Annotated in this window: 9 protein-coding genes; 2 read left to right on the forward strand and 7 right to left on the reverse strand. The window is 59.2% G+C overall.

The genetic code is table 11. The annotated features are described in order from the left end of the window. Positions 1-13: 13 nt before the first annotated feature. From H6973_14360 to H6973_14375, 4 genes are all read right to left on the reverse strand, one after another. Positions 14-2,632 (reverse strand): DUF1566 domain-containing protein, encoded by a 2,619-nt coding sequence (locus tag H6973_14360; GenBank protein ID MCP5126770.1) that lies wholly within the window; start codon positions 2,630-2,632, stop codon positions 14-16. 24 nt (positions 2,633-2,656) lie between these two features. Next, positions 2,657-3,484, reverse strand: coding sequence for a DUF1566 domain-containing protein (locus H6973_14365; protein ID MCP5126771.1), 828 nt, complete (start codon positions 3,482-3,484; stop codon positions 2,657-2,659). A gap of 69 nt (positions 3,485-3,553) precedes the next feature. Continuing rightward, positions 3,554-4,471, reverse strand: a complete 918-nt coding sequence (locus H6973_14370; protein ID MCP5126772.1) for an Rpn family recombination-promoting nuclease/putative transposase — start codon at positions 4,469-4,471, stop codon at positions 3,554-3,556. A 261-nt stretch (positions 4,472-4,732) separates the two neighbouring features. Then, the gene (locus H6973_14375) at positions 4,733-5,674 is read right to left on the reverse strand and encodes an Rpn family recombination-promoting nuclease/putative transposase (GenBank protein MCP5126773.1); all 942 of its coding nucleotides are present in this window, start codon (positions 5,672-5,674) and stop codon (positions 4,733-4,735) included. Between the two features lie 281 nt (positions 5,675-5,955). On the opposite strand from H6973_14375, the gene H6973_14380 reads away from it, so the two are divergent. Beyond that, positions 5,956-8,175 carry a filamentous hemagglutinin N-terminal domain-containing protein gene (locus H6973_14380; protein ID MCP5126774.1) on the forward strand — a complete coding sequence of 740 codons (2,220 nt, stop codon included), beginning with the start codon at positions 5,956-5,958 and terminating at the stop codon, positions 8,173-8,175. 113 nt (positions 8,176-8,288) lie between these two features. Here the strand turns inward: H6973_14380 and tsaE are convergent, their stop codons facing one another. Continuing rightward, the gene (tsaE, locus tag H6973_14385; GenBank protein ID MCP5126775.1) at positions 8,289-8,744 is read right to left on the reverse strand and encodes a tRNA (adenosine(37)-N6)-threonylcarbamoyltransferase complex ATPase subunit type 1 TsaE; all 456 of its coding nucleotides are present in this window, start codon (positions 8,742-8,744) and stop codon (positions 8,289-8,291) included. A gap of 3 nt (positions 8,745-8,747) precedes the next feature. Beyond that, positions 8,748-10,232, reverse strand: coding sequence for an NAD(P)H-hydrate dehydratase (locus tag H6973_14390; GenBank protein MCP5126776.1), 1,485 nt, complete (start codon positions 10,230-10,232; stop codon positions 8,748-8,750). A gap of 235 nt (positions 10,233-10,467) precedes the next feature. On the opposite strand from H6973_14390, the gene queG reads away from it, so the two are divergent. Next, positions 10,468-11,541, forward strand: a complete 1,074-nt coding sequence (queG, locus tag H6973_14395) for a tRNA epoxyqueuosine(34) reductase QueG (protein MCP5126777.1) — start codon at positions 10,468-10,470, stop codon at positions 11,539-11,541. A 15-nt stretch (positions 11,542-11,556) separates the two neighbouring features. Here the strand turns inward: queG and H6973_14400 are convergent, their stop codons facing one another. Next, positions 11,557-12,957, reverse strand: a complete 1,401-nt coding sequence (locus tag H6973_14400; GenBank protein ID MCP5126778.1) for a sigma 54-dependent Fis family transcriptional regulator — start codon at positions 12,955-12,957, stop codon at positions 11,557-11,559. Positions 12,958-13,083: the final 126 nt, after the last annotated feature.

The following is a 13,083-nucleotide window of genomic DNA, read 5'->3' on the forward strand; positions in this document are numbered from 1 at the left end:
CTGCCTACTTGTTTCAAAACCCCACTTCTTCCATGAACGTGGTGAATTCAGGCGAGTATAGGAAACCGGCCATCGCCGTATTGCGAATCATGCCGTTCGCCAACTGCTCCAGCCAGAACGCATAACCCTCCGCATCCGGTTCGCGCTGGAAGAAGGTCAGGTAGAGATTGGTGATGAATTGCCGGTCGGTGGTGTTGCGGCCCAGGTATTCCTCACTGTTGAAAAAGAAATTGGCCATGTTTCGGAACACTGGTTTAGCATCCTGACCCCGTTCCTGAAGTTCAGCAATCAAGCCCTGCCAATACGCCAGTCCCTCGGCTTCCGGCTCCCGTTCGAGGATCGAGACGTAGTAATGAGTGATCAGCCGGGTGGCCGCCGGGTCAATGATGGCCACCGTATAGCGTTGTTGCGTGGTGGTGGGTTGATCCCCGCGCGCCAGGACTTGCACGGTGAACGGGTAGCGCCCCACGCGGGTGGGCGTCCCGCTCAGAGTGGCGGTCGCGCCCGCACCGGTCAGCGTCAACCCATCCGGGAGCGCGCCCGCAGCCAGACTCCAGTGATAAACCGAATCGGCGGGGCAGACACCTGCATTACAGCGGGCCTGGAAATCGACGCGATAGGGTTCGCCGATGGGCAGGATGGTGGGCACCGCGCCGTCAATGGTGTTGAAGGGAATCGCAGGACCGCTAGGGTCGGTAATTTGAGCGTTGGCGATGAGGTCGGCGTCGCCGAGACCGCCGTCGATCAGGGTGAAGGTGGCGATGTTACCAGCGAGATGCGCGCCGGGCAGAACGTACCAATGGTTCGTCGCATCGTCGAAGGTGGGGCCGTATTTCCAGTATTGCGCGCCGGGCGGCAGGGCGTTCGGGTAGGCGAGGGTGACGTTCAAGGTGACGCCGCCAGCAGTGCAGCCCTTCACTATCAGTTGCAATAGGCCATCGGTGAGAGTGACGCCGGGCGGGTTTGTCGCTGGCGCGCCGAGGTCGCCGACATTGAAGGTGCGGGTGTTTTGATCGTCCAGGGTGCAGGTTGCACCGCTGGGGGTGGTCAAAGCCACGCTCAGGGTTTCGCCGGTTTGCCCGGCGTCGGGACGAGTGAAGGCCGCTGGGCGCACGGTGAACACTGTCGATGCGGTCGCGGTGTGTCCAGCGGGGTCTTGCACGGTGATCTCAACGGCGGTATCGCCCGCCTGGGCCGGGGTACCGGTCAAGAGACCGTCCGCACTCAGGGTAAGACCGGCGGGGAGGCCGGTGGCGCTGAAGGTGTAGGGGAAGCGTCCGCCCAAAGCCGTCAACGTTTGCTGGTAGGGGGCGTTGACCACGCCATCCAGGAGAGCCGGGTTGACCAGCGTCAGGGCTGTAGCGGCGGCCACAGTCAGCGGATAAACCCGTGCGCCGGTTTGGCCCTGGGCGTCGGTGACGATGATCGTGGGGGTAAAGTCGCCGCTGGCGGTAGGCGTTCCCGTCAGCGCGCCGGTGGCGGTGAGCGTCAGACCGGCGGGCAGGCCGGTGGCGCTGAAGGTGTAGGGGAAGCGTCCGCCTGCGGCGGTCACCACTGCGCCATAGGGGACGTTCACCAGCGCCGAGGGTAAGGCGTCCAGGGTTGGCGTTGGGATTGTGGCCGTGGGGAGCGGCGTGAATTCGGCGACGACGGTACAGGCGGCGTTGATCGCACCGGTGGTGTAGGTGGTTCCAGCGAGTGTGCCGCCGCATCCGGCCACGCGGGCGCTATAGCCCGTGTTCGGGGTGACGGTGAAGGTGGTCGTTGCGCCGGGATTCACGCTTCGGGTGGCGGGGCTGATCGTTCCGTTGGGATCGGCCAGGGCGGTGACGGTGAAAGCGGCGCTGAACGTAGCGGTGACGCTGCGATCTTGATCCATCGTGACAGCGCAGGTTCCTGTACCCGTACAGGCTCCGCTCCAGCCGGTGAAGGTCGAACCACTGGCCGGGGTGGCGGTGAGGGTGACGCTGGCCCCGACCGGGAAGGGCGCAGAGCAGAGCGCGCCACAGTCAATGCCCGCCGGGGTACTGGCGATCGCGCCCGCGCCGGTTCCGGTGGTGCTAATGGTGAACGTTTGATAGACCGCGTCCCCGCTATAGTCGCCAAAGGATGACCCGCCGCGGACGAGACGGACAGGGTAGCCGTTCGCCTTAGAGTAGGCGACCACGTGGCCAGAGATGAAGCTCACGCCCCACGCATCGCCCGGATTGTTGGCTTCGGACGAGGAGGACCAATACAGAGAAGAGCGCGTTTGTGGGAAAACGGTTTCATTAATAGAAGGGAAGGAGCATTGCATTTCAACGATTGTTTGTAATTCCTTGACATTCGGCATTCGCCAGTCGTTGTATCCGGCAAAGGCATAACCTTGCGCGAGATGCAGGGCTTCTCCCCATGTGTACGCTAGCGGTGAACTGCTACAGGTTCGCGCAGCGCTCTCCCAAGTTTGGCCTAAGCTACACCGCATCCAGGTCAGGCCCGTCTTGGCATGGGTCGCCGTGCCGTTGATGTCGTCCAAAATGAAATCTTCGGCGGACGTCGTCGCCTGGATGGTGGAAAGACAGGTACCGGTGGCTACGACAGGCAGCAAAGTCGAAATCAGCAGTCCAAGAGCAATTTCAATGCGTTTATTCATCGTAGGGACATCCAAAGAGCCAAATCACTGTCCACCGCGCGCGAGACGCACATGGAAGTTATTCGCCTTAAGGTAGGTGTACACGCTGCCATTGTAGAAGCTCACGCCCCACGCGAAGTCCGGATTGTCGGCTTCGGACGAGGAGGACCAATATGTTCCTACCGTGCGGAAATAGGTTACATCGATGGCCGGGCCAGGTTCTGGAACTTCGTAATCCACCAACTCGTTTAGCTCTTGTCTCGTCGGCAGGCGCCAGTCGTTAAAGCCACACAGCCCCGCCGCATTCACCGCCGCCACATACGCCTGGGTATTGCATTGGCTGTTGGGCAAAGTGCCACCGCAGGTGTCAGCACCCAAGTCTCCCGGAACACCGCCGTTGTTATTCGTATGAATATCGTCGTACCAGGTATACGTCCAATCCTTGTCCCGCAAACCGCCGTCATCGGTTTTCACTTCCCAAAGCAACCCGGTCACATTATCGCGGGTGCAGGCCCAGTCAGCGGGGCCGGAACCCAGTGCTGCATCCGCTGGCAATTCCCGTCCGTCATTCGCAATTTTGGTGTAATCAAAGCCTGCGCGGCCCCCGCCTACTTTGGTCAACACGCCCGCTGCTGCTGCCGCATCTCGCCCGATGGTGCAATCCTGGCGCGGATGGGTGCTCGGTTCTGGGGTCACCGCCTGGGTGTCGTTGTAACAAGTGGTCTGGCCGGTGTCGTTCAAACCGGCGGCGTGGGTGGGAGTCATCACTGTACCCGTGAACAGGCACAGCGAGAGGGCGCAGAGGAATCCCCCCCGGCCCCCCTTTTTCAAAGGGGGGAGCGTTCCTGACTGAATGGGTTTTGCTCGAAACATAAGGTTGATGACTCCGTACTGAGATACTATTCAGTATAGTTTATTACAGTAGGTGATCGATTGTTATAGTCAATCCTTTGATAATTGCCGGATCGTTTCCTGGTTCAGCCCGGTTTTCTCCGCAATCACCTCAATGCCAAGGAGACCGATCAGACTCCGCGCAAGGGCTAATTTTTCTGCCTGACGGCCTTGTTCGATGCCCTGTTGAAGACCTTCTTCCCGGCCTTCTTCCCGGCCTTCCTTGCGCCCTTCGTTAAAGCCATCGCCATAGGAGGAGAGAAACATGCTGGCCTGATAGTGCAAGTCGTCCACATAGCGTTCATAGGCCGCGCGTTCCTCCGCCGACAGTTTCAGAATGTCCAGCTTCTCGCACGCCGCCTGTAAGCCTTTGGCGGTGAAATGCGCCTTGATTTCTTCATGTTTGAGAAAGTAAATCCATTCGTCCAATGGGTCGCGGGCGACATCATCAAACTTGTTAATTTTGATCAGGTAATATTCCGGGTACAGGGCGCTGACCGTGGTCTGCTGAAACAAGGTTTTCTGTTTCTCGTTCAGTTGCAATTGATCCCGCTTGTGGATGCCGGTAAACACCGTTTCGCCGTGATAGACATAGTCTTCGCCCTGACCGAGATCAAAGTACAGAATATTGACCGAAATCACTTTGACAATGTCCCCGTAGGCTTGACCTTCGGCTAAATGCTCGGTCACCGTCTTAGCCGCCCCATAAAACATCCGCTGGAGATAGTCATATTCCCGATCATACTGAATTTCAATCAGAATAATTTGCTGGCGACTGTTCTTGACCTTGAGATCAACTCGATTGAATTTATCCTTCAATACCGCTTTGTTGCTTTCGCTTTCCAGCACCTCCACAATCTGCATTTCGTCCTTCAATAACTCGCTCAAAAAGCCTTCCAGCACGTCAAAATTGGCTTTGCTGCGCAACAGGCGCTTGATCGCCCAGTCAAAGGTAATGAGTCGACGCATAGCGATTTATTCCTCCTTTACTGAAAGCCCATCAACCGTACCCAAACATTCAATCCCCCCAAGTAACTGTTCAGTCCCCCCCTTTGGCAAAGGGGGGTGAGGGGGGATTTTGGTCCCGTCGCCCGTGCGTAATCCCCCCCGGCCCCCCCTTTTGCAAAGGGGGGAGCGTTCCTGACTGAATGGGTTTTGCTCGAAACACAAGGTTGATGACTCCGTGTTGAGATGCCATTACGGTATAGCTTATTGACGGTACGGAGAAGTTCATTCCCTCGATAATTGCCGGATCGTTTCCTGGTTCAGCCCGGTTTTCTCCGCGATCACCTCAATGCCAAGGAGACCGATCAGACTCCGCGCAAGGGCCAATTTTTCTGCCTGACGGCCTTGTTCGATGCCCTGTTGAAGACCTTCTTCCCGGCCTTCTTCCCGGCCCTCTTCCCGGCCCTCTTCCCGGCCTTCCTTGCGCCCCTCGTTAAAGCCATCGCCATAGGAGGAGAGAAACATGCTGGCCTGATAGTGCAAGTCGTCCACATAGCGTTCATACGCCGCGCGTTCCTCCGCCGACAGTTTCAGAATGTCCAGCTTCTCGCACGCCGCTTGTAAGCCCTTGGCGGTGAAATGCGCCTTGATCTCTTCATGCTTGAGAAAGTAAATCCATTCGTCCAATGGGTCGCGGGCGACATCATCAAACTTGTTAATTTTGATCAGGTAATATTCCGGGTACAGGGCGCTGACCGTGGTCTGCTGAAACAAGGTTTTCTGTTTCTCATTTAGCTGCAACTGATCCTGCTTGTGGATGCCGGTAAACACCGTTTCGCCGTGATAGACATAGTCCTCGCCCTGACCGAGATCAAAATACAGGATATTGACCGAAATCACTTTGACAATGTCCCCGTAGGCTTGACCTTCGGCTAAATGCTCAGTCACCGTTTTGGCAGCCCCATAAAACATCCGCTGGAGATAGTCATATTCCCGATCATACTGAATTTCAATCAGAATAATTTGCTGGCGACTGTTCTTGACCTTGAGATCAACTCGATTGAATTTATCCTTCAATACCGCTTTGTTGCTTTCGCTTTCCAGCACTTCCACCATCTGAATCTCGTCCTTCAATAACTCGCTCAAAAAGCCTTCCAGCACGTCAAAATTGGCTTTGCTGCGCAACAGGCGCTTGATCGCCCAGTCAAAGGTAATGAGTCGACGCATAGCGATTTATTCCTCCTCTACTGAAAGCCCATCAACCGTACCCAAACATTCAATCCCCCCAAGTAATTGTTCAGTCCCCCCCTTTGGCAAAGGGGGGTGAGGGGGGATTTTGGCCCCGTCGCCCGTGCGTAATCCCCCCCGGCCCCCCTTTGCCAAAGGGGGGAGATGAACGCTTACCGCCATCTTATTCTGTATAGCCACTGGATCAAACAATTTGAAGGAACTTTACCTTTCTCGATACAATTCTTCTTTGCAGAAACACCCACCGGGAGATCCCACCCATGCCCGATACCCGCCGCAAATTGCCAATTGGCCGCTATAGAGCGGTAGGAGGGCTGGCGTTGACCTTGTATGCCAGCTACATCGCGGCGCAAGTGACGCTGGATGGAACGCTGGGCCGAGCTGAGCCGCTGGCCGGACCGAACTACGCCATTACCGCCGATCGCGGCCAGCAGGTCGGCGGCAATTTGTTCCACAGCTTCCAGACCTTTTCCCTCCAACAGGGCGAAAGCGCAACCTTCAGCGGCCCCGCTTCGGTAAACAACATCATTGGCCGGGTCACGGGGGGACAGGTCTCGCATATCGATGGGGTGGTGCGCTCAACCATTCCCGGCGCAAATCTGTACCTGCTCAATCCAGCGGGCATCCTGTTCGGCGAGAACGCCCGGTTGGAAGTCTTCGGCGCATTCCACGCCAGCACAGCAGGCTATCTGCGCCTCGGTGACAACGGACGGTTTGACGCCGTGCATCCCGACCACAGCGTGTTGACCGTTGCGCCGGTCGAAGCCTTCGGCTTTCTCGACCCCACGCCGGGACCGATCACGGTGCAGGGCAGCCGCTTGCAAGTCCCAGACGGTCAGACGCTGTCGCTGCTAGGCGGCGATCTGACCGTCACTAACGGTACGCTGTACGCGTCCGCCGGACGGTTGAACCTGGCTACGGTCGGTTCAGCGGGCGAAATTGTACCCACAGCCCAGGGGTTGGAACTGCGCGGGTTCGACCAGCGGGGTACGTTCACCCTGACGCACACGGCGACACCGCGCCCGACCGTCGATCTCGGCGCGTCGTTTGGTCTCGTGGAACTGGGCGATCTCGATGTCAGCGGCGCAGGCGGCGGGGCGATCTTTATCCGAGGCGGGCAATGGTTGAATCAGAATGGCTGGGTGTTTGCCGATACCTATGGCTCCCAGAGCGGCGGCGGCATGGACGTGGCACTTGGCGGTGAAATGCGCCTGACAGGAGATGCCCGATTGACAGCCGCGACCCTCCACACAGGTCAGGCCGGCGATATTACGCTGGATGTAGGGACGCTGCGCTTGGATGAGGGCGCTTTTATCTCGACAGCCGCCTGGTTTGATAACCTGCAAGATGGCGGCGGCGGTGATTTGACTGTGAACGCTCGTGATGCAGTGGTGATCAGTGGCGCCAATAGTCGAGGCGAACCGTCCGCCCTGTCGGCGGATGCCCTGGATCACTCCAAAGGCGATGCCGGTTCGATTCGCGTGACGACGCCGGTTCTGGTCATCCAGCAGGGCGGGGCTATTCAAAGTACGGCGCTGGGCCTGGGGGCGGGCGGCGATATCACGTTGCAGGCCGAAACCGTGCTCGTGCAGAGCGGCGGCTACGTCTCGACCAGTACTTCGGGTCCCCAGGAGGCCGGCGCAATCGTCGTAGAGACCGGCACACTGGCGTTAACCAGTGGGGGACAGATCGCCACGACCACGCAACTGAGCGCAGGCCAGGGCGGCGATCTGCGAGTCAACGCCCGCGAGGCGGTGATCATCACGGGGGTCAGCGCGGAGGGCGGTTTTGTTTCCGGTATCTATGCCAGCGCTTTGTCAGAGGCCACGGGCAATGCAGGCGCGATCCAGGTAGTGGCCCCGCAATTGACCCTGGACCATTTTGGCCAGATCACCGGCGAGGCGGAACAAACCAGCGGTGGCGTCATCACCCTCCAGGTCGACCACATTAAACTGTTAAACAACAGCCAAATTACCTCATCGGTTCAGGGTAATGACCGCAGCGATGGCGGCAATGTCACTCTCAACAGCGTCAACATCGTGGCCCTGAATGGCAGCAAAATCACGGCCCAGGCGAAACAGGGCCGAGGGGGCAATATCCTTGTCAATGCCAATGTGTTTCTGCATGACGCAGCGAATACGGCGGATATTTTGAATGCCTCCTCAAAAGTGGCGGGCAACGATGGCGTAGTCGAACTCAATGCGCCCGAAATCGATGTCAGCGGCAATTTGACGGCCTTGCCGATCCGCTATCTCGATTTAGCCTCACGACTGGCCGAGCATTGCGATCTGGTCGAGTATGACGAGCGCAGCAGTTTGATCGTCAAGCGGTATCAGAGTCTGCCGCGTGCGCCTGACCAATCCTTATCGGCTACATCGGTCAGTCGCTGTATCCCAGAAATCCATACCGCACCGACGCCTGCGCCACGACCTGAAGCGGCAACCGCTTCTAATCCTATCAGGGGCTTTAATAATCGTTAGGTATGCGTTCATCTCCTCCCTTTAAAAAAGGGGGGTTGGGGGGGATTTTGACGAGCGGCTTCGATTCACGGCGTTCAAATCCCCCCTCACCCCCCTTTGCTAAAGGGGGGAACCTATGGCGCCAGATTGGCCAACATTCGTTGACCCGCCGTTGAGAGCGCAACTGCTTGACAGATACGGCCCTCGCCCGCGTAACTCAGCGCGATCTCCAGATCGGCTGCTGGCAACTCTCCATAGCCATGTTCCGGCCACTCGATCAGTAGCACTGCCTGACCGTCGAGCTGATCGCGGAATCCCAGAAACTCCAATTCCTCGGGATCGGCCAAGCGGTATAAATCCCAGTGAAACAGCCGCCATAATCCAACTGAATACGGCTCCACGAGTGTGAACGTCGGGCTTTTGACTGCGCCCTGATGCCCTAGCGCATGCACCAAACCGCGAACCAGCGTGGTTTTGCCTGCACCCAGATCGCCGCTTAAATAAAGGATGCAACCCGGCGCCAGCGCCACCGCCAAGCATGCGCCCAGGGCCTCAGTGGCAGTTGCCGAATCAAGAGCAAAGGTCAGCATGGCTCAGGGATTGACCCCCTGGCGCAGGAAAGGCAACAAATCAGTCGCCAGCAAACCCCGTTCGCCACCGACTTGCGCGGCTTGATCGCCCGCTAGACCATGCAGGTAAACACCCGCTTTAGCAGCGGCAAACGGCGGAAGACCCTGCGCCAGCAACGCGGCGATCACCCCGGTCAGCACATCGCCCATGCCGCCGCTGGCCATGCCCGGATTCCCCGTAGCGCACAGCGCGACACCCCCTTGCTCGCGGCTGGCGATCAGCGAACCGGCGCCTTTGAGTACCACTATGCCACCATAGCGCAGGGCCAGGTCCTCGACGGCAGTGAGTCGATCGGCTTCGACTTGCGTCGGCGTCATCTTCAACAGCCGCGCCGCCTCTCCAGGATGCGGCGTCAAAATCCAGTTTTCCCGAAACAGCGGTTCGGTCGCCAGAAAATTCAACCCATCCGCATCGATGACTAGCGGTTTATCGCTGGCCAGAGCCGCATCGAGCAGGGTCCGACCCCAGTCGTCGCGTCCCAGACCGGGACCGATGGCGATGACTGTAGCCCGGTTCAGCAGCGGCTCCAGTTCCCCCGGCGTTTCCACGCCCCGGAACATCAGTTCAGGGCGAACCGCTGCTTGCAGACCAGCATGAGCAGCGCGCGTGGCGATGCTGGTCAGTCCCGCACCGCACCGGGCGGCGGCTTCCCCGGTTAGTCGCGCTGCGCCGGCCATGCCATGATCGCCGCCGATGACCAGAACATGGCCGAAATAGCCCTTGTGGGCGCTGCGTTGACGCGGGGGCAGCAGGCCCGGCAAGTCCTCGCCGGCATAGCGCCGACAAGCCGGATGCAGGGGGGGATAAATATCCGGCGGCGCACTCAGATCGGCGAAATGAATCTTGCCGCAACAGGCGGGTCCCTGGCCGGTGAAAAGGCCCAGCTTTAGGCCAATGAAGGTGATGGTCGCCGCCGCGCGAATGGCTGCGCCAAGGATGGCGCCGGTGTCGGCCTGGAGGCCCGAAGGAATATCGAGAGCTAGGATATCGGCGGGATAAGCGTTCAGGGTTTCGATGGCGTCCCGCCAGACGCCGCTCACCTCGCGCTCCAGGCCAGTGCCCAGGATCGCGTCGACCAGCAGTTCGGAATCGTCCAGGCTCGCTGTACTGAAAGGGGTGATCGGCGTTTCAGCGGCAAGCGCATCCCGCCAGGCCGTTTGAGCGTCGCCACGAAGTCCGGCGGGATCGGCCAGCGTCAATACGCGCGCCTGCAACCCGGCTTGGCGGGCTAACCGCGCGACCACATAACCATCGCCGCCATTATTGCCGCCGCCGCAGATGACCGCGATGCGCCGCGCGTTTGGCCAGCGCTGGCGCAGCAGATCGAAAGCCGCTTCGCCGGCCCGGCTCATCAGGGTATAACCAGGAATACCACGTTCCTCGATAGCGATACGGTCCAGCTCCCGCACCTGGGCGGCGCGGTACAGTTCAAAAGGCAGTTCGCGCATGAGCAACCTCCTGGGCGGCGGCAATAATGAGGCATAATAGATAGATCCAATATCTATTGTAGACCTGTTTTGACAACCGCCATGAACCCTTTTTGCGCCGTCGAGCCTGTTGTGCTGGTAGCAGGTGAATACTGAATCTAATCTTGAGGTAAGCGTTCACCTCCCCCCTTTGAAAAAGGGGGGCCGGGGGGGATTGCGCACGGGCGATGGGGCCAAAATCCCCCCTAACCCCCCTTTGCCAAAGGGGGGGACTGAACGGTTACATCTTGAGTTTGCTGAATTCGCCGTTCTCATCAAGACCTGGGGACAGGCGTTGGGCTTTCAGAAAGTCGGCGTCACGGATATTCATCTCGGCGAACATGAGCAGTGGTTGCTCGACTGGTTGGCGGCGGGTTTCCACGGCGAGATGGGTTACATGGCTCGGCATGGCGTCAGGCGCAGCCGCCCGGCGGAATTGGTTCCCGGCACAATCCGGGTAATTACAGCGCGCATGGATTATCAACCACCGGAGACGGTTGAGCCGTGGAGCGTGTTGCATCGACCGGATTTGGGCTATGTCTCGCGTTATGCTCTGGGGCGGGATTATCACAAAGTGCTGCGCAACCGGTTGCAACGCCTGGCGGAACGCATCGCCGCCGCTATCGGGCCGTTTGGCTATCGGGTGTTCGTGGACAGCGCGCCGGTGCTGGAAAAAGCGCTGGCGGCAAAAGCCGGGCTAGGGTGGATTGGCAAGCACAGCAACCTGCTGGACCGGCAAGCGGGTTCCTGGTTTTTCCTCGGCGAAATTTATGTCGATTTACCCCTGCCTGTGGATGAACCGGCGAGTGCACATTGCGGGCGCTGTACGGCCTGTCTGGACATTTGTCCGACCCACGCCATCGTTGCGCCCTATCAGATCGATGCCCGGCGCTGTATTTCCTATCACACAATTGAATTGCATGGGCCGATTCCATTGGAGTTCCGCCGGGCCATGGGTAACCGGATTTATGGCTGCGATGACTGCCAACTGGTTTGCCCCTGGAATCGCTTTGCCCGACCCACGGTAGAGCCGGATTTTCGCGCCCGGCATGGTCTGGATGCGCCGAGTTTGATCGAGTTATTCCGCTGGAGCGAAACGGAATTCTTGCATTACACCGAGGGCAGCGCCCTGCGCCGGATCGGTCATGAACGCTGGCTACGCAATATCGCTGTGGCGCTGGGTAATGCGCCACATTCGCCCGAGGTTATCGCCGCCTTGCGGGCGCGGCTGGCGCATCCGTCAGACCTAGTGCGAGAGCATGTTCACTGGGCGCTTGCAGGGAGGGAATGAACGCTGATCCAGCCTCTACTCGTCCTCGCCAATCCGGTATTCCTTGAGGCGGCGCTTCAAGGTGGAGAGCGGGATACCCAACTCGCGAGCGACAGCCGCCTTGTTGTTGCGATTCCGCTCCATCGCCTCGACGATCATTTGCCGCTCCATGTCCTTGAGATGCGCGCGCGCGTCCGCTCCGGTTTTAGGGATCGAGGTCGGCTCAATCGGGCTGGGCGGTGGCGAGACCGGGGGCAGCGCGGAGGTTACCGGAACCGGCATTATGGCCGGCGCCAGCGCCACCTTGGGCAGTCGCAAATCCTCGGCGCGAATTTCCCGGTCGCCACACATGACCGCCGCCCGCTCCAGCACATTGCGCAATTCCCGCACATTGCCCGGCCAGGGATAGCTTTGCAACGCCGCCATGGCCCCTTCCGAAAACCGGCTGTTTAATTGCAATTGCTGGCAAAGATGCTGGGCAATCGGGGGGATATCCTCACGAATCTCGCGCAGCGCCGGCAGGTCGATGGGCACCACCGACAGGCGGTAAAACAGGTCGGTGCGGAAGGCGCCCGCCCGGACCATCGCCGCCAGATCGCGATGGGTAGCGGTAATGACCCGGACATCGACCCGAGTCGATTTGTCCGAGCCGATCGGCGTGACCTCGCGGCTTTCCAACACCCGCAGTAATCGGGGTTGCAAGTCCAGCGGCAATTCGCCAATTTCGTCAATGAACAAGGTGCCGGTGTGGGCCTGGCGGAACGCCCCTTCGCGGGAACCAGTCGCGCCGGTAAACGCGCCCTTGATGTGGCCAAACAGGTCGTTGCGCACCATTTCGGGATCGGTCACTGAAGCGTCGAACACGACAAAGGGGCCAGATCGGCCAGAAAAAGTGTGCAGCGTGCGCGCCACCAACTCTTTGCCCGAACCGGATTCACCGTTCAGATGGACAGTGGTTGGCGTGGGCGCTACCGCTCGAATCAGGCCATAGAGTTCCCGCATTCGTTCGCTCGATCCCACCAGTTCGCCCAGATGATCCTGGTGCGGCACCGCGACCTTGCGTTCCTCGGTATGCTGGCGGACCAACAGCTGCGAATAGCCAAGCCGGCATTCCGCATCAAGCGGAATATAGGCTTCAGTAATCTGTACGCCGTTGATGAAGGTGCCATTGGTCGATCCCAGGTCGCGCAGCAACAAGCCATTTGGCGTCATGAGAATTTCAGCATGCCGGCGCGAAACCGCGCGGTCGGTGAGCACCACGTCGTTGTCCGGCGCCGTGCCGATTCGCACGTTGGGCAAACCCAAACTGATTTCCAGTCCGGCGTCTGATCCAGCGATTACTCGCAATTCAATCGCTTCGAACTGGAACCGCAATCGCGACTTGGCGGCCGCGACAATGATTTCGGTCCCATCGCCGGGAGAAGTAAATGAAGCCATGCCATCACCGGATAAGGTCGTAAATGAAAATTATTCTACATCAATTTGGTCGGGTTTGACGCTGACGCAAGCACTCCGCATGAGCACATGGTTGGACGGCCCATCTCGACGCTGTTCGATAACTTG

Source organism: Gammaproteobacteria bacterium (assembly GCA_024235095.1).
In the GTDB taxonomy this organism is placed as follows: domain Bacteria; phylum Pseudomonadota; class Gammaproteobacteria; order Competibacterales; family Competibacteraceae; genus UBA2383.